Annotated in this window: 20 protein-coding genes; 6 read left to right on the plus strand and 14 right to left on the minus strand. The window is 69.6% G+C overall.

From position 1 onward, the window contains the following. Positions 1-41: 41 nt before the first annotated feature. Entirely contained in the window at positions 42-1,367 is a 1,326-nt protein-coding gene (locus tag AC6CCG_RS29990) for an MFS transporter (RefSeq protein WP_496658468.1), read from the plus strand. Between the two features lie 81 nt (positions 1,368-1,448). Here the strand turns inward: AC6CCG_RS29990 and AC6CCG_RS29995 are convergent, their stop codons facing one another. Together AC6CCG_RS29995 and AC6CCG_RS30000 are read right to left on the minus strand one after the other, a co-directional pair. Then, positions 1,449-1,781 carry a hypothetical protein gene (locus AC6CCG_RS29995; protein WP_496658469.1) on the minus strand — a complete coding sequence of 111 codons (333 nt, stop codon included), beginning with the start codon at positions 1,779-1,781 and terminating at the stop codon, positions 1,449-1,451. Position 1,782: 1 nt separating this feature from the next. Further along, positions 1,783-2,535 carry a GntR family transcriptional regulator gene (locus AC6CCG_RS30000; protein ID WP_496658470.1) on the minus strand — a complete coding sequence of 251 codons (753 nt, stop codon included), beginning with the start codon at positions 2,533-2,535 and terminating at the stop codon, positions 1,783-1,785. A gap of 154 nt (positions 2,536-2,689) precedes the next feature. Between AC6CCG_RS30000 and AC6CCG_RS30005 the strand changes: the two genes are divergently transcribed. Further along, on the plus strand, positions 2,690-2,899 hold the full coding sequence (locus AC6CCG_RS30005) for a hypothetical protein (protein WP_179749047.1): 210 nt from the start codon (positions 2,690-2,692) through the stop codon (positions 2,897-2,899). A 150-nt stretch (positions 2,900-3,049) separates the two neighbouring features. Here AC6CCG_RS30005 and AC6CCG_RS30010 read toward each other — a convergent pair whose 3' ends face one another. From AC6CCG_RS30010 to AC6CCG_RS30030, 5 genes are all read right to left on the minus strand, one after another. Then, positions 3,050-3,412, minus strand: a complete 363-nt coding sequence (locus tag AC6CCG_RS30010) for a hypothetical protein (RefSeq protein WP_496658471.1) — start codon at positions 3,410-3,412, stop codon at positions 3,050-3,052. A gap of 109 nt (positions 3,413-3,521) precedes the next feature. Beyond that, positions 3,522-5,660 carry a putative phage tail protein gene (locus AC6CCG_RS30015; protein ID WP_496658472.1) on the minus strand — a complete coding sequence of 713 codons (2,139 nt, stop codon included), beginning with the start codon at positions 5,658-5,660 and terminating at the stop codon, positions 3,522-3,524. A 36-nt stretch (positions 5,661-5,696) separates the two neighbouring features. Beyond that, positions 5,697-7,295: an extracellular solute-binding protein gene (locus AC6CCG_RS30020; RefSeq protein WP_496658473.1), complete on the minus strand. Its 1,599-nt coding sequence runs from the start codon at positions 7,293-7,295 to the stop codon at positions 5,697-5,699. Beyond that, a complete protein-coding gene (locus AC6CCG_RS30025; RefSeq protein WP_496658474.1) occupies positions 7,253-8,845 on the minus strand; it encodes an FAD-dependent oxidoreductase in 1,593 nt (530 codons plus the stop codon). Before AC6CCG_RS30025 ends, AC6CCG_RS30020 begins: the two co-directional genes overlap by 43 nt. Continuing rightward, positions 8,842-10,566: an FAD-dependent oxidoreductase gene (locus tag AC6CCG_RS30030; protein WP_496658475.1), complete on the minus strand. Its 1,725-nt coding sequence runs from the start codon at positions 10,564-10,566 to the stop codon at positions 8,842-8,844. Before AC6CCG_RS30030 ends, AC6CCG_RS30025 begins: the two co-directional genes overlap by 4 nt. Before the next feature lie 75 nt (positions 10,567-10,641). Here AC6CCG_RS30030 and AC6CCG_RS30035 point away from each other — a divergent pair, with 75 nt between their 5' ends. Then, positions 10,642-11,682: a LacI family DNA-binding transcriptional regulator gene (locus AC6CCG_RS30035; protein ID WP_496658476.1), complete on the plus strand. Its 1,041-nt coding sequence runs from the start codon at positions 10,642-10,644 to the stop codon at positions 11,680-11,682. A gap of 19 nt (positions 11,683-11,701) precedes the next feature. Here the strand turns inward: AC6CCG_RS30035 and AC6CCG_RS30040 are convergent, their stop codons facing one another. Both AC6CCG_RS30040 and AC6CCG_RS30045 read right to left on the minus strand, forming a co-directional pair. After that, on the minus strand, positions 11,702-11,902 hold the full coding sequence (locus AC6CCG_RS30040; RefSeq protein WP_496658477.1) for a DUF1918 domain-containing protein: 201 nt from the start codon (positions 11,900-11,902) through the stop codon (positions 11,702-11,704). Positions 11,903-11,958: 56 nt separating this feature from the next. After that, the gene (locus tag AC6CCG_RS30045; RefSeq protein ID WP_496658478.1) at positions 11,959-12,762 is read right to left on the minus strand and encodes a hypothetical protein; all 804 of its coding nucleotides are present in this window, start codon (positions 12,760-12,762) and stop codon (positions 11,959-11,961) included. 74 nt (positions 12,763-12,836) lie between these two features. On the opposite strand from AC6CCG_RS30045, the gene AC6CCG_RS30050 reads away from it, so the two are divergent. Further along, entirely contained in the window at positions 12,837-13,442 is a 606-nt protein-coding gene (locus tag AC6CCG_RS30050; RefSeq protein ID WP_496658479.1) for a TetR/AcrR family transcriptional regulator, read from the plus strand. After that, positions 13,439-13,819, plus strand: coding sequence for a RidA family protein (locus tag AC6CCG_RS30055; protein WP_496658480.1), 381 nt, complete (start codon positions 13,439-13,441; stop codon positions 13,817-13,819). Before AC6CCG_RS30050 ends, AC6CCG_RS30055 begins: the two co-directional genes overlap by 4 nt. A gap of 20 nt (positions 13,820-13,839) precedes the next feature. Here AC6CCG_RS30055 and AC6CCG_RS30060 read toward each other — a convergent pair whose 3' ends face one another. From AC6CCG_RS30060 to AC6CCG_RS30080, 5 genes are all read right to left on the minus strand, one after another. Further along, positions 13,840-15,099 carry an enolase C-terminal domain-like protein gene (locus AC6CCG_RS30060; protein WP_496658481.1) on the minus strand — a complete coding sequence of 420 codons (1,260 nt, stop codon included), beginning with the start codon at positions 15,097-15,099 and terminating at the stop codon, positions 13,840-13,842. Further along, on the minus strand, positions 15,096-16,709 hold the full coding sequence (locus AC6CCG_RS30065) for a type 2 periplasmic-binding domain-containing protein (RefSeq protein ID WP_496658482.1): 1,614 nt from the start codon (positions 16,707-16,709) through the stop codon (positions 15,096-15,098). Before AC6CCG_RS30065 ends, AC6CCG_RS30060 begins: the two co-directional genes overlap by 4 nt. Positions 16,710-16,718: 9 nt before the next feature. Then, entirely contained in the window at positions 16,719-17,675 is a 957-nt protein-coding gene (locus AC6CCG_RS30070) for a carbon-nitrogen hydrolase family protein (RefSeq protein ID WP_496658483.1), read from the minus strand. 135 nt (positions 17,676-17,810) lie between these two features. Further along, positions 17,811-18,278, minus strand: coding sequence for a peroxiredoxin (locus tag AC6CCG_RS30075; protein ID WP_496658484.1), 468 nt, complete (start codon positions 18,276-18,278; stop codon positions 17,811-17,813). Beyond that, complete coding sequence (locus AC6CCG_RS30080; RefSeq protein WP_496658485.1) at positions 18,265-18,738, minus strand: DUF3052 domain-containing protein; 474 nt, start codon at positions 18,736-18,738, stop codon at positions 18,265-18,267. Before AC6CCG_RS30080 ends, AC6CCG_RS30075 begins: the two co-directional genes overlap by 14 nt. 271 nt (positions 18,739-19,009) lie before the next feature. On the opposite strand from AC6CCG_RS30080, the gene aceE reads away from it, so the two are divergent. Then, the gene (aceE, locus tag AC6CCG_RS30085) at positions 19,010-21,778 is read left to right on the plus strand and encodes a pyruvate dehydrogenase (acetyl-transferring), homodimeric type (protein ID WP_496658486.1); all 2,769 of its coding nucleotides are present in this window, start codon (positions 19,010-19,012) and stop codon (positions 21,776-21,778) included. The last annotated feature ends 70 nt before the right edge of the window (positions 21,779-21,848 follow it).

Genomic DNA, 21,848 nt, shown 5'->3' on the forward strand with positions numbered 1-21,848 from the left:
TCGTAGCAGAAGTGAGCGGTCACCCAGACGGGGTTGACCAGATGACCGAACGGATCCCGGAGATGAACACCACCGAGCAGGAGCAGGAGAAGAAGAGCCTCTTCAAGGCGAAGCAGTTGCTGAGCGTGCTGTCGGCGCAATCGGCGTCGACGTTCGCGAACCAGGTGATCGCCCTGGTCGTCCCGTGGCTGGTGCTGACCCGTACCGGCAGCGCGGCCAGCGCCGGCACCATCGCCTTCATCATGGGCATCGCGGCACTGGCCGGGACGCTCACCGGCGGACTCGTCACCGACCGGATCGGCGGCCGCCGGGTTTCCGCGCTGGCCGACAGCCTCAGCCTGATCACGGCGCTGATGCTGGCCGCGGCGCTCTGGCTGGACTCGTTCTCGCTCTGGCTGGTCGCGGTGACGCAGGTGCTCGGCGTGTTCTTCGACGGCCCGGGCAACATCGCGAAGTCCAGCATGGTGCCGGCCGCCGCGGAGAAGGAGGGCATTCCGATCACCCGCGCGATGGGATCGGCGCAGACCCTGCAGGGTGTCGCGACCTTCGTCGGGCCGATCACCGCGGGCCTACTGATCGCGACCGTCGGCGAGGCGAACACGCTGCTGCTGACCACCGTGCTCTTCCTGATCAGCATCGTGATCGTGGCCCGGCTGCCGAAGCAGGTGATCACCCACGAGCGCCCGATGTCGCCGGTCCAGGTCTACTACGACCTGCGCGACGCGGTCCGCTTCCTGATCAAGGAACCGTTCCTCGGCAAGATGCAACTGGTCGGCCCGCTGATGGGTGCGGTGATCGTGCCGATCTCGGCGCTGATCTTCCCGGCCTGGTTCGTCTTCGGCCAGCAGGACTCGCGGGCCCTCGGCACCTTCCTCGGCGCCGGTGCCGTCGGCGGCATGGTCGGCGGCGCGATCTTCGCCGCACTGGCGCAGAAGCTGCCGCAGCGGACCTGGCTGATCGGCGCGACCGGCCTGTACGGAGTCGCCCTGCTGGGCCTGTTCTTCCTGCAGCCCGGCTCCATCCCGGCGATCCTGGTCAGCTTCGTGGCCGGGACGATGATGAGCGTGATGTTCGCGGTCCCGTTCACGGCCTTCTACGCCAGGACCCCACAGCGGCTGCTCGGCCGGGTCGGCAGTCTGGGGGCCGCCAACGGCGCCTTGTTCGGCGCGGTCGCCTCACTCGGCTTCGGCCACTTGATCAACAACGTCTCCGCGCCGCAGGCCCTACTGACCTCGGCCGTGATCATGGGTGGCATCGCGATCACCCTGGCCGTGCTGCCCTTCGTACGGCTGCTGGACCGGCCCACCGAGTCGGAGCAGCCGGCCGAGCAGACGGGCGAGTTGATCTTGGCCGGCGACGCCCGCTGAGTCGACCCCGGTCGCGACCGCTCGCCGAAAACAGAGCCCCCGGACTCCGTCAGGAGCCGGGGGCCTTTGTTCTGTGGGGTTCTACGCGTCGCAGGTCCCCTCGGACTTCTCCTGGAAGTCGTCGTCCAGGATGTGCCAGGCGACCCGGTTCTTGACGACCTTCTGGGCCCGGTCCGCCGGAACGTACGGCGGCAGGTCGCTGATCTTGCCGACCATGCTCCAGTCGGCACCACTGCCGCCCACCGGACGTTGCATCCAGGACCAGCCGTTGGCCAGCCGCTCGATGCGGTACTCGCTCCCCGCCTGAAGTTCGGCCGGCGCGGCGTCGCTCGACGTCGCCGGAAGGACGACCAGGTCCGTGGCCTGGAACTCCGTCTCGGACTTCCGCTCGGTCGGGAAAATCGGTGCATCCATGTCATTCACCTTCCGTTAAGGGATATTGCTCGACGATCACGTTCCTGTCCGCAGGCAGGAACTCGATCGTGTCGCGCACGGCTATATCCCCCGAATAGGCGCTTTCGTTACGGAGAAGCAGGGCAGCGCCCGCACCCATCGCCAACATGCTTTGCTCATCCGTGGTAGCAAACCTGGCCGAGGTCTCAACCCGCCACCTCGTCTCAGGCATCCCCGCCCCTTCTAACGCTGCCACCGTCCCGCCTGGAATGTCCCGAGGGTTGTCCAGGCCGGCCTTGTGCGCCACGTCCAGCGGATAGCTGGACTCCTCCAGAGACCACGGGATCCCGTCGATCCTCCGGAGTTGCCGACGCACGACGACCATCGTCTCCGGCTCGATTCCGAGCCGGAAGGCGATCGAGTTCGGCGCCGGCACGATGCGCATGTCGAAATCCGAGGACGGCTCGCCGATCTCCTTGGCCCGTTCGGACCACTCGTGAGTGAACGGGGAGACGTGACTCGGATGTGGCAGCACGGCTGGGTTCCTGACCACCATGCCGTCCCGACCCCGTGTCGCCACCAGGCCCTCGGCCTGGAGCTCGGCCACCGCACGTCGCACCGTCTCACGCGAGACGTTGTAGAGCCGCTCGAGCTCCGTGTACGTGGGCAGCTGGGCACCGCGAGACAGTTCCTTACCGCCGACGGCCCGGCCATTGATGATGGCCGACCGCAGGTCATCGGCGATCTCGCGATACCTCGACACGACCTGCAGCATAGCCCAACACTGGCGGATCAGTCTGTGGTGTTTGGTCTTGACGTACTAGACCAATAGGAGGATTGTTGTTCTCGGCAGGTCGGGGTGTCGGACGGTACGCATACCCCGGCGCCTTGACCTCGCCTCCAGGACTAGCGGATGGAGGCAAGACCCGATGGCGGGCGAGTTGGTTGAACACCGGGTGCAGCTCTGGTTCGGGCAGCACCTGCTCCGGGAGTATCGCGCCGAGCCGACAGCGGCTACGGAGTACGCGAAGGCCATGGGCCTGCGCTTCCCGGGGATCATGATCAAGGTCGACCGGGCGGCGGTGGACGGTCTGGTTCACCTTCCCTGCGAGCAACTGTGGACCGTCATGACTCCATGATCGACGGTCGCCGATGATCACGTGACCCGCATCCGCAGCCACCCCCGAAGGTTACGGCCGCGACGTCCATGATCACGCCGGTCCCCGGACCGCCGGCACGACAAGCGAAGAAACAGCCTTCACTCGGTACTCGATCGACCGCGGTCAAGCTCAACGACGACGCCGCGGCCGCCAGGCCGGGTCGTACTCAGGATGGCCGGCGTGGGCCAGCGCCAGCGCGCGGTGCATCGCGACGGTCAGCGCATCGGCCTCGCTCTCCGGGTCGTCCCCGAAGACCGCGTCGCCGATCTCCTCGTCGGCCCAGTTCGCTCCCCCGCCGTCGGTGAACCAGTCGACCGCGCCGAACGCGGCGCTCTCGATCCAGTCCCAGTCGGCGTCCCGGGTGGCCTCCTTGCGCAGCCGTACGCTGAGCGCGAGCAGGGCCTGGTGCGACTCGCGCAGGGCCGGATCGGTCAGTTCCGCCGTCCGGGCCGTCACGAACGCGGCCAGTCGTTTGCGTTCCTTGCGGTTCATCCCGCAGACCTCCCTCGTTCGGTACGAGGCGTCCACGGTAGCCAGCACCACGCTGTGACACATCACTCTTTGGAATGATCACGGCGGCGTGCCGTCGTGCACCTGCCCCTCACCCGACGAGCTGGTACGCGAACTGCACCTCGAGGCCCTGGGCGGCCGCGGCACCAGCGATCCGGAGCCGCAGCCGCAGCGGCGCGGACAAGCCGTCGATCAGGATCGGCTCGGACAGGTTGGCCGCGCCGGTCTCCGGCGTCGCCTCCAGGTCGGCGCCGCCGAGCGGTTCACCGTCCGCGGTCAGCCGGACTCGGCAGATTCCCGCCGCGGTCCGGCGGATCACCGCCAGCACGCGGAGGCGTTGTCGGTGCAGATAGAGCAGTTCGCCGAGGTCGTGGTCGCCGTCGGTGACCGCGCCCGGCAGGTGCAGGGTGAGGTAGCCGTCGTAGGCGACGATCCCCTTGTTGTGCAGGAACCTCGAGAGTACGCCGGCGTCGCCGGTGGTCCGGTAGGGACCACCGTGGTTGTGCGACAGGTCGTTGTCGGAGACGAGCACGTCGGCCGCGCCGCTGACGATCCCGTAGTCCTGCCGATTGGTGCCCTCCGGCAGGCCGCCGATCACATTCCCGGTGATCACCACCCGGCTGGCCTTGCCGCGCAGATTGATCCCGGAGCCGTGCCGGATGATCACGCCGCCGCCGGTGTAGCCGGCCGATCCCGCGCCCTTCAGGTCGATCACGTCCGAGCCGGCCACGGTGATCGGCCAACGTCCGTTCAGCGCGGTGCCGGTCGCGTCCTGCACGGTCACGCTGTCGCCGTCCTCCCAACCGTGCGGCGCGTCCAGGGTCACCCGGACGCCGCCGTCGACGGCCGTTGCCGCGGTGATCGTGCGGCCGTACTTCGGATGGGCGGCCCGGCCGTTGTTGCCGATCACGCTGCCGGTGATCGTGATCACCGGTGCGTCGAGGTCGAAGCCGTGCCGGCCGGCTCCGCGGACGATCACGCCGGAGAACATGGCGCTGCCGGCGAAGCCGTCGGTGATCCGGACGTTGTCGGTGAAGCCGTCCTGCGAGATGTAGCAGTTGGCGAACTTCGCGTCCGCGCCGGCCTCCAGCAGCACCGGGTAGCCGTGGCCGTTCTCGAACCCTCCCGCCTCGAAGTACAAGAACTTGGGCAGACTCTCGGTGTCCGGAGTGGTGTTCCGCATCCAGATGCCGTGCCGGCCGAACAGGATCGCCGTCTCGACGAACTTGATCGAGCCGCCGAGGCCGTCGATCACGACGTTGTCGGTGCCCGGGTTCTTCGTCCCCGCGGAGATCGCGCACTGGACGAACTCGACCGGGTCGGCCCGGTGCGTGTCGCCGATGCCGTTGAGCAGGATCACCTGATCACCGCGGAACCCGTTCCAGACGCAGTGCTGGAACCTGATCGTGTTGCAGCCCTGCAGCACGATCCCGTGATGCCCCTCCTTGAACCGGCAGCCGGTGAAGGACACGAAGTAGTTGTTGATCGTTTCCACGTCCGGGTGCCGTTCGGTCCGGACGAACGCCCCGCCCTTGAGCAGCGGCCGTTCGTCCGCCGGGTCGAGGTCACCGCGCAGTTGCAGGTCACGGAAGCCGCCGCCGCGGACCCCGCGGAGCAGGAACGCGTCGGTGTCCGGCGTCTTGATCAGCAACTGGGTGCCGAGGTCGGCCTCGACCAAGGTCTTCGGCTCCCGGTAGTCCCCCATCCCGGCGCCGACGAAGGTGATCGGCGCCATCGTCACGACGACCGTCTGCTCGATCCGGAACACCCCAGGGCCGAAGATGATCTTGCCGCCGTCAGGGAGCGCGTCGACCGCGTCCTGGATCCGTGGCGCCTGGTCGCCGTCGTCGCTGCCCACGCCGAACCAGGCCGCCTCGACCTCGCCGGCCACGAACCTCTTCCAGCGACCCTTCGCCGCTCCGGCCACGGCGAAGATCGTTCCGCCGTTGTCGGGCTCGGTCGCCTCGGCGTCCCAGTAGAGCAAGCCGCCACCGATCCCGGGCCGCGCCTCGGCGTAGCCGAGCAGCAGCGCCAGGTCGCCGGTCGCCGACCCGGTGGTCTGCCGGAGCTTCCCGACATCGGTCACCGTCGCGGCGCTCGCTGCGGCCCGTGGGTCGGCGTGGGCGGGCCGGGCCAGGGCCGCCGTGCCGGCGGCAGCAAGGCCGGCGACGCCGAGCGCCGAGAGAGCGCGGCGGCCGAAGCGGGTCGGTTCGTGATCATGACTCTCCATCGAGCCACTCCTTCACAGGTTGGATGGGCCAGGGATTCAGCGGTTGCCGAGCTGCTCGAGGTACTCGGATCTGATCTTGTCGCCGGCTGTCGTGCGCCACTCCGCGACGACGTCGTCCCAGTGATCGATCGGCTTGCGCCCGGCCAGGATGTCGCTCTCGGCCGAGGAGATGAGCTTGGTGATCTCCGCGCTCTTGTTGATCGACGTGTCCGAGGACAGCGCCTCGCACGGGTTGGTCTGCAGTAGGGCGATCGCCTTCTCGTGGTACCCGCGTTGCCGGGTCACCCGGTCCTTCGTCGACGGCCCGAGGACGTGCGGCGAATCCGTGAGGTACTCCAGGGGGAGCTTCACCTCGGTGATCCCGAGATCGGTCCGCTTCGGCACGCCGTCCACCCAGTCGTAGTGCTGCCCCTCGACTCCGAACTTCCGCAGCAGATACTCCTTCGTGCCGAGCGGTGCGGCCAGCCAGTCGAGCACCCGGAGCACCTGCCGGATCCGGTCCGGCTCGGCCTTCTTCAAGGCGGTCAGGGCGAACGCGGGCGGGCCGGACCGGTGCACGCCCGCTCCGCCCTCGAAGCCGGGCTCCAGGATGCCGCCGACCTCGATGCCGGGGTACGTGTCGTACAGGATGTCCCAGGCGGCGTAGCCGTCCGGGTTGAGCGCCAGCGTGCCGTTGCCGAACAGCTCCCGCAGCTGCAGCCGGCCGCCGAGCGTGTCGGGATGGAAGTAGCCGGCCTTCATCAGCTCCGCCGTCCGGGCGATCGCCTCCTTGCGTTCCTCGGTCTCGTACTCGGAGGTGAGCGTGCCGCCGTCCAGCCGCCACTGGTTGGGCATCTTCAGCATGCTGCCGATGTAGGTGATCACGGACCGGAAGTTGCCCAGCGCCCAGGTGTTCTTGCGCGGATCGGTGAGTCCCTTGAGCAGCTCGGCCCACTCGGCGAAGCTGGCCGGCTCGGCGTTCAGCCCCTTGGCCTCGATCAGGTCGGTCCGCGCGAACATGATCGTTCCGGCCACAGAACGGGAGATCGGCACGGCGTAGATGCCGTCGCCGTAGACACACTGCGACCAGGACGCCGTCGGCAGATTGGCCAGGAACGGGTACTCCCCGACCGCGTCCCCGGAGACGAACTCGGAGAGATCGGCACAGAGCCGGGTCAGCACCTGGGACCGGTTCGGCAGCGTGCTGGAGATCAACAACGCGTCCGGCAGTTGGCCGCTGGCGACGACCGTGGACACCTTGGCTCCGTAGTCGGCGGCCGGCGTCATGGTGAGCCTGACCTCGGCGCCGAGAGCGGCGTTGATCGCCTGCCAGTACGCGTTGCCCTCCACCCCGGGCGGCGTCGGGTTGAACATGTTGGTGAGGAACTCGACCGTGCCCGCGCCGGCTCCGCGCGGCTCGGCGAAGGCCGCGACCGGGTCCTTCGGATAGCCGTAGTAGGCCGCCATCAGGCCGGCCTCGGTGGCCGGCAGGTCCGGCTTCACCTTGGCGTAGGGGCGAAAGCCGGGCAGGTCGACCGCGGCCTTCCCGGCCGGCGTGCTGGTCTGCGGTTGTCGATCACTGCACCCGGCGAGGGCGAGCCCTCCGGCACCGATCAGGCCGAGGACGCTGCGCCTGCTGACGTCGTCGTCACGCATGGTTTCTCCTTCGAAACTTGATCAAGGTGAGGCCGAGCGCCGTGCTCGGTCAGAGCGGCGCGCAACCTCGGGTAGTCGTAGTCCTGGACGGCGCGGCCGGTGCTCAGGGACTGCGCGGCCAGTTCGCCGGCGGCCTCGCCGAGCATGCCGAAGTTCGGTTCCATCCGGGCCGACAGGTAGCCGACGTGGCTGGCCGAGAAGCAGACCGGGACGGTCAGGTTGCCGATCCCGCCGCGCGCGGGGAACAGGATCTCGGCGGGCAACTGGTAGAGATCGGCCGGCGCGTTCCTTGGTGTGCCGGTGACCGTGCCCTCGCCGACGATCGCGTCGTCGCCGTCCGGGTAGTACTGCACCAGGTGGCAGTCGATGCCGTACTTCCAGGCGCAGACGGCGGTCGGCTTCCGCTCGTTGGGCCGGCGGAGATCATGTTGGGTCAGCACGGCCGCGCCGATCATGCGGCGCGCCTCGCGGATGTAGAGGGCGTGCGGAAACCCTTGGCCGTAAGGGCTGTCGACGAACTCATCGGGAGGCAGGCCGAACCCGGCGGCGTCGGCCCGGAAGCTCTCCGGCAGCGACGGGTCGTTGGCCAGCCAGTAGAGCATGCCCTGATGCCAGCTGACGTGCTCCGCGATCACCCGCTCGCGGGTGGCCCAGTCGCCGTCCGGGTAGGGCCAGGAGGCGCCGGGAAGATCGAACCCGATGAACAACGCCTGGTTCGTCTGGTACTTGCCGTTCGGCAGTTCCGCCGTCTGGGTGACGATCGAGGTGAGCCCCGGGAGGCCACGGTGTGCCAACAGCTGTCCCAGGTACGCGTAGCGCCGCGGGTCGTAGTCGTCCGGCCGCGGGAACGGGATCCGGTCGGCGTTCTTGGACAGGATCCCGCGGAAGTTGTACGCCTGCGTCGCCTGGTCCGCCTCGCCCGGCCCGAGGTCGGGCCGGGCCCGGACCGGGTAGTGCGTGTTCGGACGGAACGGGGCGAACCGGAACGCCTTGTGCGGAAGGAATCCGGCCAGGTCCTCGCCGTACTGCTCGGTGCTCTCCCGCCCGGTCGCGTACGGCACGCCGGCCGCGGCCAGCAGGTCGCCCTCGTAGGAGGCGTCGATGAAGAACCGCGCCGAACGCCAGCCGCGCGACGTCCGCACAGCGGTGATCGAGTCGCCCTCGACCCGCACGTCGACCGGCCCGCTGATCCGCTGGTCGAGCAGCACCTGCGTCTCGGCCTCGTCGAGCAACTGCCAGGCGACCCGTTCGGCAACCTTGGCCTCGAACCGGTAGCGGACGTCGAACGGGTAGCGATCGCCGTCCTCGCCGTACTCGGCACCGATCGCCGCAAAGAACTCTGCCGTGAGCCCGGCCAGGGCCTCCGGAACGTTCGGGGTGTCGGTCTTCACCAGGCCGCCGGCGACGATCCCGCCGACGTGGCCGGTCGGTTCCAGGACCAGGCTGCGGTAACCCCGCCGGTGCAGGCGGGTCGCGGCCATGATCCCGGCCAGGGTCGCACCGTAGATGATCACGTCCGGCTCGGGGGCCCGGCTCGGCATGATGATCATGGCGCCGGGACTCGCGGTTCCGGCTGCACGTAGACCGGGGTCGGTCGGGCCGCCTGGGACGGCCGGGTGCGCCGGAGGGAGTCCGGCCAGGCCACCGGCGCGCCCAGGGTGCCGGCCAGGATCCGTTGCAGGTCGGCGATCCGGTCCGGTGACCCGGCGACGGCGTGCGGCTCGGTGCGCTCCCGTACGCAGAGGGCAGCCAGGGCACCGACGGCCTCGCCGATGCTCCACTCCACCGGGTGCAGCCGGTAACAGCCGTTGGTGATGTGCGTGGTGCCGATGTTCTTGGCGGCCGGCAGCAGGTTGCGGACCCGGACCGGGATCAGCGCCCCGAGCGGGATCTGGAACGGGTAGACCTCGAGGTTCACGTAGTTCACCCCGGCCGTGCTCGGGTGCAGGTCGATGTTGTAGTGGCCGACCCCGACGCCGTCGGCGAAGATCGCCGAGCCGGCACCTTCGCCACCTTGTTGATCACGATCCAGGACCGCCACGTGATCTTCGAGAACGGTGAACCGGGCCTGGATCCGGCGGGCCTCGCGGATGTAGGCGTACTTCGCCAGGCCGTCCTCGGTGCCGGTCAGGTCCGGCCGCAGCTTCAGTCCGGGATAGCCGATCCCGCCGTCGTGCCGGGGTGCCTCGGTCTGCATCCAGTGCAGGTACGACAGCGACAGCTCGCGGCACCGCTGCAGGGCCCACTGCCGCCGGGTCTCATCGATCCCAGGGCCGATCAGCGGGGCCTCCCAATAGTCGGTGTTCGGCCAGTTGACCAGCGAGATGTCGGTGTCGATCACGCTGCGGTCGAACTGGCTGCGGGCCCGGATCCGGCGGAAGTGCCACAGGTCGGCGGCGAACGGGAGATCCATCTCGGTCTCGAAGATCCGGTTCTCCCGGCCCGCCATGGTGTGGATGTCGATCTTCTCCCAGGACAGCTGCGGCCCGGGCCAGAAGTCGCTCTTGTGAGTCCGCCAATGATCATACGAAACGGGCCGGTCGATCGTGTGGTCCTCCCCCGGCCGGTATTCGACCGGGAAGCACCAGGTGATCGACTGTTGATCATGGGGCATCGGCTCCGGCGCGGCGAACCGTTCGCCGGTCTGCTCGGCGGACTCGGCGCCGATCACGTGCTCGACGCCGGCCAGCTCCAGCAGGTCACCCAGCTCGGTCGCGTCGACGATCAACGGTGCGGTCAGCTCGCGTACCGCGCCGGAACGTTGATCATGAACCGTCACCGCGGTGACCCGGTCGCCGTCGGTGGCGGCGGCGACCGGACGGTGCTCGAGGAGCACGGTGATCAAGCCCGCCGATCGATACGGTGCCAGCAGTTCGTCGATCACGGCGACCCCGACCCGGGGCTCGTGGCACAGCCGGCTCACGTTGCCGAGGCCCGGATTCAGGTCCGGCAGGGCCGCTGCTTCCGGCGTCAGCGGATAATTGCGCCGGTAGTAGTCGCGGATCCGGCGACGCAGGTCGGCGTAACTCGCCGAGATGTGCCGTGTCTCGATCCAGGGATGCTCGTCCGACGGCACCGCCTGCGCGGTGAGTTGACCACCGAGCCAATCGGTCTCCTCCGTCAAGGTCACCCGCAGCCCGAGCCGAGCCGCCGCAAGGGCGGCCGCCACCCCGCCGAGCCCGCCGCCGATCACCAGTAGGTCGTCCATGTCCCCGTCCACATCGATCAGAGCTAATATTTGCTGATACATCCTGACGGTTGTATCGAACATTCACAGCCCTGTCGCTGTCAAGACACCCCAGCAGGGAATCTCGACCTGCAATGAACTTGCTGATATAACTTGGCCATGGCAACCCAGCTCGATGTGGCCCGCGCGGCCGGCGTGTCCCAGGCGACGGTCTCGATGGTGCTGACCGGGACCGCCGACGCGGGCCGGATCTCCCTCGACACCCGGGACCGGGTGCTCGCGGCCGCCAAGAAGCTGCATTACAGCCCGCGGCCGGCACCGGCCGGCCCGGCCCGTCCGCGGCCCGGCTCGCCGTACCTGCTGGGCGTGCACACCTTCGAGCCGATCTTCCCGACCAGCGCCCGCGACTACTACTTCGAATTCCTGCAGGGCATCGAGGAGCAGGCCGGCGCCGAGGGCTGCAACCTGATGTTGTTCACCGCCGCCCGGGACGGCGACGGCGGGCGTCGCATCTACGGCGAGGGCGGCAACCGGCTGGCCCAGGCCGCGGGCAGCCTGCTGCTCGGCCATCACGCGAACCGGGCCGACCTGACCCGGCTGGTGCAGGACGGCTACCCGTTCGTCTACATCGGCCATCGCGAACTGCCCGGGGTCGAGCTCAACTACGTCGGTGGCGACTACCGCACCGGCACCGGGCGGATCGTCGACGAGCTGGTGGCGCTCGGCCACCGGACGTTCGGCTATCTGGGCGAGCCGGTACGGGACGAGCCGCAGGAGGACCGCTGGAACGGGTTCGCCGCCGCCCTGGACCGCTTCGGGCTGGCGGTGCCCGAGCCGGCCTATGTCCACCCGGCCGAGCTGGCGGCGGCCTGGCTGGACCACGCGCTGGCCGACGGCGCGACCGCGATCCTGGTCGAGTCGGCGGGCCTGGTCCGGGTGCTGGCCGCGATGGCCAAACTCCGCGGCCTCCGGATCCCGGAGGACCTGTCGGTGGTGCTGCTCGTCGACGATCCCGACGAGGGTGCCCGGCCGCTCCGTTGGGCCACCCTGAAGGTCGCCCGGAACGCGATGGGCCGCCGGGCCGTACGGTTGCTCACCGCCCTGCTGGCCGACCCGGACGGGGAGTACGAGCGCCAACTGCTGCTGCCCTGTGATCACGAACTCGGCGACACGGTCGGACCGCCGCCCGCCGGCCGATGATCATGAACGACTCCTGCGGTCAGGCCTCCCCGTTCTGATCGCCGGACACCACGACGCAGTCGGGTCCCGGGAACACCAGACCCTCGCTGCCGTCGGCGTGCCGGACCAGGTAGGGCGGACTGCCGTCCGAGCCGCGGACTTCGATGATCGTGCTGTGTTGCTCCGCGTCGCCGACCTTGCGACCGTGCACCAGGAGCTTGTCGCCGACCTTGGCCTGCATCAGCCATCACCTCCTGTTCCGAGGATAGAAGGACGACCCGGGTTTGGCGATGGCCCTCAGAGATCGACCGCGGTCCGGGCCAGCTGGGCGATCGCGCCGAGTTCCGGGCAGTCCGCGCCGATCCGGTTGCCCACCGGCGCGGCCGCCTGTTGATCACCGATGCTGATCAGGAAGCCGTCGTCGAACTCCCGGGTCGGGCGGCACAGCGGCCGGGTCGCCAGCACCGTCAGCGCCTCGAGCTGCGGGATCTCGAGGCGGCCGGTCCGCAGCACCCGGTCCGTCGAGCGCAGGGTCGCCCGCCCGTCCGGGGCGAGCTCGACCTGCCGGCCGGTGGGCTGCCCCGAGGCGATCTCCCGAACCAGAATCGGCGGCGGCACGGCGCCGTCCGGCAGCGGCTCCTCGAAGCGGCCCTCCCAGAACGGCTGCAGCAGGGTGGTCAGCTTGTCCCACTCGGGCGCCGGCGTGGGCGCGCAGGGATCTTCGCGGCTGGCCGTCAGTGCTCCCATCCGCAGCGTCGCGACGAAGGTGTCCGAGCACCGCATGTCGTCCGGTCGCGGCCGGGCCGCCTCCCGGCGAAAGGCCTCCGACTCCAGCAGGGTTCCGATCCGGTTCAGCGTCTCGGTCCCCACCCGGCCGGCCGCCGGGCGCTCGGTGAGGGCCAGTCCGATCCCGTCGCTCGGCGTCACCTGCAGTTGCCGGAAGACGCCGGCGACGCCGCCGGTGATGGTCATGGTGAAGGCGCCGAACCGGGCCAGCGGCAACGGTTCCGGCGGCAGCAGGGCGCAGCCGGCCGCTGTGGCGCCGAGGGCGGCGATCACCAGCGCGGCCCGACGGTGGAAGCCGCGCCGAGTGATCATCATCCCGCGAGTATGCCGCACCGTGCGGCCGTGTGCCCGGCTCGACTTTCTAGAATCTGGATTCTAGTATCTGCGGCATGGGCCGCCGCCGAACCTTCGATCCCGAGGTCGTGCTGGACCGGGCGATGCACGTCTTCCGCCGGTACGGCTACGAACGCGCGTCGGTCGAGCGGCTGGAGGAGGCGACCGGGCTGAGTGTCGGCAGCCTCTATCACGCATACGGCGACAAGGCGGGACTCCGGCGGGCCGCGCTGGAGCACTACCTGTCCCGGTTCGTCACGACCCGGCTGGACCAGGTCGTCGGACCGGATGGGACGCTCGATGATCTTGAGAACTACCTGCTGCAACTGTTCGCACCGCCGCTGAACGACGGATTCGGCTGTCTGATCACCAACAGCGCCGTCGAGGTGGCCGGCGCGCCGGGAGCCGAGCGGGATCTCGTGGTCCGGGCCCTCGAGCTGATGCGGACCCGGTTCACCGAGGTGCTCACCCGCGAGCTCGGCGCCACCACGGCCGGGCCGGCCGCCACCCGGCTGCTGCTGCTCGCCCAGGGCACCCTGGTGCTGGCCCGGCTCGGGCTGCTCGACGCTGCGGCCGAGGCCGCGGTGCGCGACGAGTTCGCCCGGCTCCGGGCGGCCCGCGGCCCTACCGGATCTTCTTCGAGGAAAGGAAAGACTCCATGATCACCCACCTGCACCCGAGCAGCATCGCCCCCTCGCCGTTCCTCAGCCCGGGCGTCCTGGTGACCAGCCCCGAACGGACCCTCTACGTGTCCGGCCAGGTCGGCATCACCGCCGACGGCCGGGTCGGCGAGGGCATCGCCGAGCAGACCATGATCGCCACCGGCAACCTGCGTGCCGTCCTCGCCGAGGCCGGGATGGGCGTCGAGCACGTGATCAAGTACACGATCTACCTGACCGATCCGGCCGACCTGGAGGGCTTCCTGGCGGCCGGCGCCGACGCGGTCCCCCAGCCCGGCCCGGCCGGCACCCTGCTCATCGTCGACCAGCTCGCCGACCCGCGCCTGCTGGTCGAGATCGAGGCCGTGGCCGCGGCCTGAGCCACGTCCTCCACGGCCGGTCAGAGCGCGGAGCCGAGGCCGATCAGCGCCGTCGGGTCGAGCCGATGCCGGCCGTCACGGACGTCGAACAGCCCGGCCAACCGGGGCAGCCAGGCGGCGTTGGCGGCCGGCATGTACTGCGGGGAGTTCAGTTCGATGCCGTTGAGCGGGTGCAGGTGCGCGGCCAGCACCTGGGAGTGAATCGCGGCGAGGCCGGGGTTGGTCAGGTCCTGCACCGCGACCAGCAGACCGCGCTGCCGGGCCCAGGCCGCGGCGGCCAGGGCGACGCTGTGACCCTTGCAGGTCTTCAACGCCAGCCCGCTCCAGCCGCGGGCATGCGCCGGTTCGAGCTGGTCCAGGCCGGTGAACCCCTCGTCGAGCAGCACCGGCTTGCGGACTCCGACCGGGTGCCAGTCGAACTCGTCGAACGAGGCCCGCGGCGTCGGCTGTTCGAGATAGTCCAGAGCGGCGTAGGCGTCCGGACAGACCCGCTCGACGGAATCCAGGTAAGCCAGCACGGCGGCCGGATCCCGGCTGGCCTCGTTCGTGTCGACCGACAGTCTCGGCTCGCGGGTCCAGCCGACGGCGGCCCGGAAGATCTCCACCGTACGGGCCGCGTCGGCAGCCGGGTCGCCGGACAGCTTCAGCTTGAACCGCCCGAAGCCCCGCGCCCGGACCTGATCACCGACCTCGGCAAGATCATCGCCCATCCCGATCAGCCACCAGCCGGGCAGTTCCCGCCGCGGCGGCCGCAGCGCGTCCCGGATCGCGCGCACCGTGCCGCCGGGGAACAGCCGATCCGCACTCGGGATCGCCACATCCTCGTCGTAGAAGGAGAACGCGGACCGGCCGGTCAGCCGGCCGACGGCATCGTGGATCGCCGCGTCGTACGGGCTCGCACAGACCGACCGGGCCAGCATCGGCGCCGGCTGATCATGATCGGCGGCGACGCTCTCGTGCAGCCGGAGGCCCAGCTCCAGCGGATGCGCGGTCCCGCCGGTCCGGCCCCGCAGCGACGCCGCGATCCCCCGGCCGTAGTCGATCATGGCCGCGAGCTTGTCCTCCCGCGGCCGGTCGGCGCCGGGCCAGGCCCACAGATCGCTCAGACAGATCGAGCCGCGCCCGGTCGCGGTGGCGCCGCCGGCCGTCACCCGGACGGTCGCAGTCAGTTCGATCAAGGTCGTGACGGCGCCGCTGCTGATCACCAACGGGGTCCGGAGTTCGTGGACGGCCAGGTCTGCCTCGGCCTCGGCGACCGAGCAGGCGGTGAGTTCGGTCATCGGGCGGCGGCACGCGCCTCTTCGTACTCGCGGCGGATGTCGTCGCCACCCTCGGACCGCCAGCGGGTGACCACCTCGCTCCAGCCGGACACCGGCTTACGGCCCTGGATGATGTCGCCCACCTCGCTGTTGATCATGGTCGTCAGGGTCGGCCCCTTGGCCGAGTCGGTCGACGAGTAGAGGCCGATCGTCTCCAGCGGCAGCGCATCAGGCCCGACCGCGTTCTCGTACGCGCACTCGGCTCGGGTCACCTGCGGCCCTTCCGGTGTGTACATGATGTTGGGATAGCCGGGGAACTGGGTCACCGGCCACTGCTCGACGGTGCCGAGCTTGGTCGGCTTCGGGCCTTCGATCTTGTCGTCCCAGGTCCAGTCGACACCCTCCAGCCCGTACTGGGCGTCGAGCCACTGCTGGGTGCCGAACGAGGCACCGAGACAGTTGAGCACCCGGAGCAGCATCCGGATCCGGTCCGGCGGCGCGTCCTTGCGGATCGCGATCATGGCCGACTTCGGGTTGCCCAGGTGCACCGGCGCCGCGCCGCCGCCGTCGAACTTCGGCGGCACGACCGGCGACACCTGGAGGTCGGGGGCGCCGGCCCGGTAGGTCGAGTAGGCGCGGGTGAAGCCCATCCCGCCGACCTGGAACAGCATGAACCGCTCGCCGGAGAACAGCGGCACGAACTGCGGCTGGCCGAACGAGTCGGGATGGAACAGGCCCTCGGCCCACATCCTTGCGACGAAGTCGAGCCAGTCCGGGTACGCCTCGGACTCCACCTCGTGCCGGAACCTGCCGTCGTCGACCTGCCAGACGTTGGGCAGCCCGAACATCAGCTTGATGAAGTTCGAGGTCGGCTGCACCATCGCCCACCGGTTCTGCTTCGGGTCGGTGACGGCGCGGCACAGCTCCAGGAACGCGGCGCCGGACTCCAGCTCGATCGACTGGCCGAGCCGTTCGATCACGTCCAGCCGCGCCTCCAGCCGCGTGCCGATCGGCAGCAGGGGCACCGGCACCCCGTAGATCCCGCCGGCGTAGACGCAGCTGCGCCAGGCATCGGCCGGCAGGTTGGCCAGCATCGGATAGTCCCTGATCGCATCACCGGCCAGGTACTCGGTCAGATCGGCGAACGTGGCCGGCAGAAGTTGATCAAGACGCGGTACGGACGGGATCCGGATCAGGTCGGGCAGTCCGCCGCCGGCGATCATGGTCTGGAACTTCTGCTGGTAGTTCGCGTCGGCCACGTACTCCAGCTTCAGCGTCGACCCGAGCTTGCGGTTCACGTTCTGCCACCACTGATTGCTGTGCATCGGCGGCGCCGCACTGATGCTGGTCACCGTGAAGCCGGTGACCTCGCTGCCGTCGCCGGGCGGCTCGGTGACCGCGTCGTGGGCAGGGTGCGGATAGCTGAGGAAGCCGTCGATGGCGTTCTGGTGCGAGGCGGGGAGGTCCGGCTTGACCGCGTCGAAGCGGACGTGGTTCGGCAGGGCCACCCCGGCGTTGCGCCGGCCGGTGTCGCCACTGTCTGCGGTCGTCGTACAGCCGGCTGCCAGCGGGGCGATCGCCGAGGCGACGGCAAGCCGCCCGCCGTGGGTCAACAGGGTGCGTCGGTCCATCTCGACCTCCTAGCGACGATGCTGGTTGTTGTGCTGCCGCGAGCGTTCGAAGTACGCGTCCAGCGGCTCGATCTCGTACTCGGCGAGCAGGTCGGCCACCGGCAGGCCGGGCTCCTCGCCGGTGATCATCACCGCGCCCAGCTCGCCGGGATCGGTGATCGTGACCGCCCGGCCGCGGGCCCGTTTCAGTGCCCTCAGGCCCGGCCGGTTGAAGTCCAGATGGACCACGGCGCAATTGGTGTTGATCATGGTCGTGACGGTCGGGACGTAGTTCGTGCTGGCGGCGATCCGGCGCCCGACCGGCGACCAGATGTCGCTGGTCAGGTTGCCGACCCCGACCGAGGCCACGAGGTGGGACCGCAGCTGATAGGCCCAGTACGGCTGCATCGTGCCGCCGTGGTAGCGGGAGGGGAAGATCATCACGTCCGGGCACAGCGGCCGGTAGCCGTCCAGCAGTTCGAGGAAGTTCAGGTCGAAGCAGATTGCCGCGCCGATCCGGCCGAAGTCGGTCTCGATCACCGCAGGCCCGCGTCCGGGCACCAGCCCGAACTCGGATTCGGTGACCACCAGCCAGTTCTTCGCGTACCTGCCCGCCTCGGCGCCCGACCGGTCGATCACGGTCACGGCGTTGCGCCAGATCCCGTCGGCGTCCGGCAACGCGGAGGCGTAGCCGAGGTAGCAGGAGGCCGACCGGGCCAGCTCGGCCAGGGCCGGTCGCATCGCCGCCTGCATGGCCGGCTGCAACGCGATCCGGGCAGCCGCGTCGATGCCCTCGTAGCGGTCGCAGAGCTCGGGCAGCAGGATCAGGTCCGGCCGGTCCGGCAGCACGGCCTCGATCTCGGAGCGCCAGAAGTCCACCATCGCGTCGACCAGCCGGTCCTCGCTGCGGCCGGGCCCGGGATAGGCCGGCGGCACCACGCCCACCGCACTCACCACGACCTGGCGACGGTCAGCCTGCTCCGACATTGCGCCTCGACCCCAGCTCCAAATTAGGACTATTTGCCAGACTAAAACGAGCGTAGGGTGCGGTGTTCCGACCGTCAAGGGGTCAGGAGCGCAGGCGAGATCCGTACAAATGGATCGTTGAATGAACGAACTAACTCAGCCGAGCAGCAGGGCCGGCAGATCGCGGCGCTCGCCGATCGCGGTCACGGACGCGGCCGTGACGACGCCGTCCGGGTCGATCAGGAAGGTGCCGCGCCGGGCGCAGCCGAGATTGTCGTCGAACACGCCGTAGGCCTGCGCGATCCGGCCGTGCGGCCACCAGTCGCTGACCAGGTCGAAGGCGAGCCGCTCGGCGTCCGCGTACGCGCGCAGGGTGAACATCGCGTCGCAGGAGACGGCCAGCACGGTGAGCTCACGCTCGGCGAGCCGCGGCGTCAGCTCCCGCAGCTCGGCCAGTTCGGAGGTGCAGATCGAGGAGAACGCCCAGGGATAGAACACCAGCGCGACCCGGCGCCCGCGGAGGGCGGACAGCCGGATCTCCTGCCCGTGCTGATTGGGGCCCCGGAGGTCGGGCGCGACCGCGCCCGCGACCGGGGGTTCGGCGGGAGGCTCAGCGACGGGCACTCTTGGGCCGGACCAGCTTGTTCGCGGCCCAGTCCCCGGACACGTTCGCGCTGACCGTGACCGAGAGCCCTGCGGAGACCGCGGCCTCGTTCACCTCGGCCGGGTCCACGAAACCCTCGCGCCCGACCTTCGGCGTCAGCAGCCAGACGTAGCCGTCCTCGGCCAGGTCGGTCAGCGAATCGACCAGCCCGTCCGCCAGGTCGCCGTCACTGTCGCGCCACCACATGAGCACGACGTCGGCGGCCTCCATCACCTCCTCGAACAACTCGCCGTCGATCGCGTCCTCGACCATGATCCGGACGTCCTCGTCCACGTCCTCGTCCCAGCCGAGTTCCTGCACGACCAGACCGCTGCCAAGACCAAGCTTGTTGTCCCCGGAACCTACGGCCTCGGGCCCTGACGAGCTCACTCCCCTGCCTCCACTCGAAAATCCCGCTCCTCCGGAGTCCGCCCTGGTCATCTGGACGGAACCCGAGGGAATCCTTGTGGCGCCAAGCCTGCCAGAGCCGCGCGGGATTGGGGAACCCCGGACACATCTCGGCGCGTCCCGCGTCCCGGACCGCTACCCTGCACCGACGGCGCGCCACCGTCGAGAACGCCCCGGGGCGCCGTGCCGATTCGGCCGTCGGGACGCGGTTGAGACAACGTTCCGCCGGAGTGACAGGATTGGTGGCATCCGAGATGTACGGTCCCGGCACACCCCGCCGGGAGTTGATGAAGAGGAGCCTTCAATGGCCAAGCCCGGACCCCGACCGGCCATCACCGCCGAGGGTTTGCCGTCGCAGATTCCCGATATCGATCCCGAGGAGACCAGCGAGTGGCTGGAGTCCCTGGACGGTCTGCTCGACGAGCAGGGCCGACACCGGGCCCGCTTCATCATGCTGAAACTGCTGGAGCGCGCCCGGGAGCGGCAGATCGGTCTGCCCGCCCTGCGCAGCAGCGACTACATCAACACGATCCCGCCGGAGTCGGAGCCCTGGTTCCCCGGTGACGAGCACGTCGAGCGCCGGATCCGTGCCTTCATCCGGTGGAACGCGGCCATCATGGTCAGCAAGGCGAACCGGAAGGGCCTCGAGGTCGGCGGCCACATCGCGACGTACCAGAGCGCGGCGAGCCTCTACGAGGTCGGCTTCAACCACTTCTTCCGCGGCCACGAACATCCCGGCGGTGGCGACCAGGTCTTCTTCCAGGGCCACGCCTCCCCCGGCATCTACGCCCGGGCCTACCTCGAGGGCCGGCTGACCACCGACCACCTGGACGGGTTCCGCCAGGAGGTCTCTCGCGGCCAGGGCAACGGGCTGTCCTCGTACCCGCACCCGCGGCTGATGCCGAACTTCTGGGAGTTCCCGACGGTGTCGATGGGCCTCACCGGGATCAACTCGATCTATCAGGCGCGGTTCAACCGCTACCTGCACAACCGCAAGATCACCGACACCTCGGAGAAGCGGGTCTGGGCGTTCCTCGGCGACGGCGAGATGGGCGAGCCCGAGTCGCTCGGAGCCATCGGCCTGGCCGCGCGCGAGGAGTTGGACAACCTCACCTGGGTGATCAACTGCAACCTGCAGCAGCTGGACGGCCCGGTCCGCGGCAACGGCAAGGTGGTGCAGGAGCTGGAGTCGATCTTCCTCGGCGCCGGCTGGCACGTGATCAAGGTCCTCTGGGGCCGGGACTGGGATCCGCTGCTGGCGGCCGATCGCGACGGCGTCCTCGTGAACAAGATGAACACCACGCCGGACGGCCAGTTCCAGACCTACTCGGTCGAGGACGGCGCCTACATCCGGGAGAACTTCTTCGGCGGCGACCCGCGGCTCAAGCAGCTGGTGGCCAACCTCTCCGATGATGATCTTCGGCACCTGTCCCGCGGCGGCCACGACTACCGCAAGGTGTACGCGGCGTTCAAGGCGGCCACCGAGCACGTCGGGCAGCCGACCGTGATCCTGGCCCAGACCGTCAAGGGGTGGACGATCGACGCGCTCGAGGCGCGCAACGCCACCCACCAGATGAAGAAGCTCACCACCGACGATCTGAAGGCGTTCCGGGACCGGCTCTACCTGCCGATCGCCGATGATCAACTGACCGACGCGTACAACCCGCCCTACTTCCACCCGGGCACGGATTCGCCCGAGTACGAGTACCTGCAGGAACGGCGCAAGGCGCTCGGCGGCTACCTGCCGGAGCGGCGGGTCAAGCCGACGATCATCAAGCTGCCCGGCGACGAGGTGTACGCACCGCTGATGGAGTCGGCCGGCGAGAAGGCCAAGGTGGCCACCACCCAGGCGTTCGTCCGGCTGCTCCGCGACCTGATGCGGGACCCGGAGATCGGCCGCCGGATCGTGCCGATCGCGCCGGACGAGTTCCGGACCTTCGGCATGGACTCGATGTTCCCGACCGCCAAGATCTACTCGCCGCACGGGCAGACGTACGACTCGGTGGACCGCAAGCTGCTGCTGTCCTGGAAGGAGTCCACGGACGGGCAACTGCTGCACGAGGGCATCTCCGAGGCCGGCGCGATGGGCTCGACGATCGCGGCCGGCTCGGCGTACTCGATGCACGGCGAGCCGATGATCCCGGTCTACATCTTCTACTCGATGTTCGGGTTCCAGCGGACCGGCGACTCGATCTGGGCGATGGCCGACCAGCTGGCCCGCGGTTTCCTGATCGGCGCCACCGCCGGCCGGACCACGCTGACCGGCGAGGGCCTGCAGCACGCCGACGGCCACTCGCCGCTGCTGGCCAGCTCCAACCCGGCGGTCGTCCACTACGACCCGGCGTTCGGTTTCGAGGTGGCCCACATCGTCAAGGAAGGCCTGCGCCGGATGTACGGCTTCGGCACCGACGATGATCATCCCGAGGGCGAGAACCTGATCTACTACATCACCGTCTACAACGAGCCGGTGCACCAGCCGGGCGCCCCGGCGGAGCTGGACGTGGACGCCCTGCTGAAGGGTCTCTACCACTACGCGGCCGCGCCGCAGGTGGAGAACGCGCAGCCGGCCCAGATCCTGGCCTCCGGCGTCGCGATGCCGAGCGCCCTGGAGGCGCAGCGGATCCTCGCCGAGGAGTGGGGCGTGGCCGCCGACGTGTGGTCGGTGACCTCCTGGAACGAGCTGCGCCGGGACGCGGTCGAGGTGGAGAAGTACAACCTGAACCACCCCGACGAGGACCGTCGCTGGCCGTTCGTGACGCAGGCGCTGCACGGCAAGCCCGGCCCGGTGATCGCGGTCAGCGACTACATGCGCGCCGTACAGGATCAGATCGCGCCCTGGGTGCAGCACACCTGGTGCTCGCTCGGCACCGACGGCTTCGGCTTCGCCGACACCCGCGCGGCCGCCCGCCGGTTCTTCCAGGTGGACGCGCAGGCGATCGTCGTCGCCACGCTGCAGTCACTGGCTCGGGAGGGCAAGTACGACCGGCACGCGGCCGCGGCGGCGTACGAGAAGTACTCCCTCGGCGACCCGACCGCGGTCGCCGGCGTCGCCCAGGAGGGCGCCGGCGCCTGACCCCCGCGGCCCGGCCGGGCGCACTTGCTCCCGGCCGGCCACTTGTCGGTTTTTCACGTCCCGTGAAAAA

Source organism: Microlunatus sp. YIM B11417 (genome assembly GCF_059617205.1).

Coding starts and splice junctions, on each gene's coding strand:
- AC6CCG_RS29990 (WP_496658468.1), top strand. CDS start 42: ATGACCGAACGGATCCCGGAGATGAACACCACCGAGCAGGAGCAGGAG.
- AC6CCG_RS29995 (WP_496658469.1), bottom strand. CDS start 1,781: ATGGATGCACCGATTTTCCCGACCGAGCGGAAGTCCGAGACGGAGTTC.
- AC6CCG_RS30000 (WP_496658470.1), bottom strand. CDS start 2,535: ATGCTGCAGGTCGTGTCGAGGTATCGCGAGATCGCCGATGACCTGCGG.
- AC6CCG_RS30005 (WP_179749047.1), top strand. CDS start 2,690: ATGGCGGGCGAGTTGGTTGAACACCGGGTGCAGCTCTGGTTCGGGCAG.
- AC6CCG_RS30010 (WP_496658471.1), bottom strand. CDS start 3,412: ATGAACCGCAAGGAACGCAAACGACTGGCCGCGTTCGTGACGGCCCGG.
- AC6CCG_RS30015 (WP_496658472.1), bottom strand. CDS start 5,660: ATGGAGAGTCATGATCACGAACCGACCCGCTTCGGCCGCCGCGCTCTC.
- AC6CCG_RS30020 (WP_496658473.1), bottom strand. CDS start 7,295: ATGCGTGACGACGACGTCAGCAGGCGCAGCGTCCTCGGCCTGATCGGT.
- AC6CCG_RS30025 (WP_496658474.1), bottom strand. CDS start 8,845: ATGATCATCATGCCGAGCCGGGCCCCCGAGCCGGACGTGATCATCTAC.
- AC6CCG_RS30030 (WP_496658475.1), bottom strand. CDS start 10,566: ATGTTCGATACAACCGTCAGGATGTATCAGCAAATATTAGCTCTGATC.
- AC6CCG_RS30035 (WP_496658476.1), top strand. CDS start 10,642: ATGGCAACCCAGCTCGATGTGGCCCGCGCGGCCGGCGTGTCCCAGGCG.
- AC6CCG_RS30040 (WP_496658477.1), bottom strand. CDS start 11,902: ATGCAGGCCAAGGTCGGCGACAAGCTCCTGGTGCACGGTCGCAAGGTC.
- AC6CCG_RS30045 (WP_496658478.1), bottom strand. CDS start 12,762: ATGATGATCACTCGGCGCGGCTTCCACCGTCGGGCCGCGCTGGTGATC.
- AC6CCG_RS30050 (WP_496658479.1), top strand. CDS start 12,837: ATGGGCCGCCGCCGAACCTTCGATCCCGAGGTCGTGCTGGACCGGGCG.
- AC6CCG_RS30055 (WP_496658480.1), top strand. CDS start 13,439: ATGATCACCCACCTGCACCCGAGCAGCATCGCCCCCTCGCCGTTCCTC.
- AC6CCG_RS30060 (WP_496658481.1), bottom strand. CDS start 15,099: ATGACCGAACTCACCGCCTGCTCGGTCGCCGAGGCCGAGGCAGACCTG.
- AC6CCG_RS30065 (WP_496658482.1), bottom strand. CDS start 16,709: ATGGACCGACGCACCCTGTTGACCCACGGCGGGCGGCTTGCCGTCGCC.
- AC6CCG_RS30070 (WP_496658483.1), bottom strand. CDS start 17,675: ATGTCGGAGCAGGCTGACCGTCGCCAGGTCGTGGTGAGTGCGGTGGGC.
- AC6CCG_RS30080 (WP_496658485.1), bottom strand. CDS start 18,738: ATGACCAGGGCGGACTCCGGAGGAGCGGGATTTTCGAGTGGAGGCAGG.
- aceE (WP_496658486.1), top strand. CDS start 19,010: ATGGCCAAGCCCGGACCCCGACCGGCCATCACCGCCGAGGGTTTGCCG.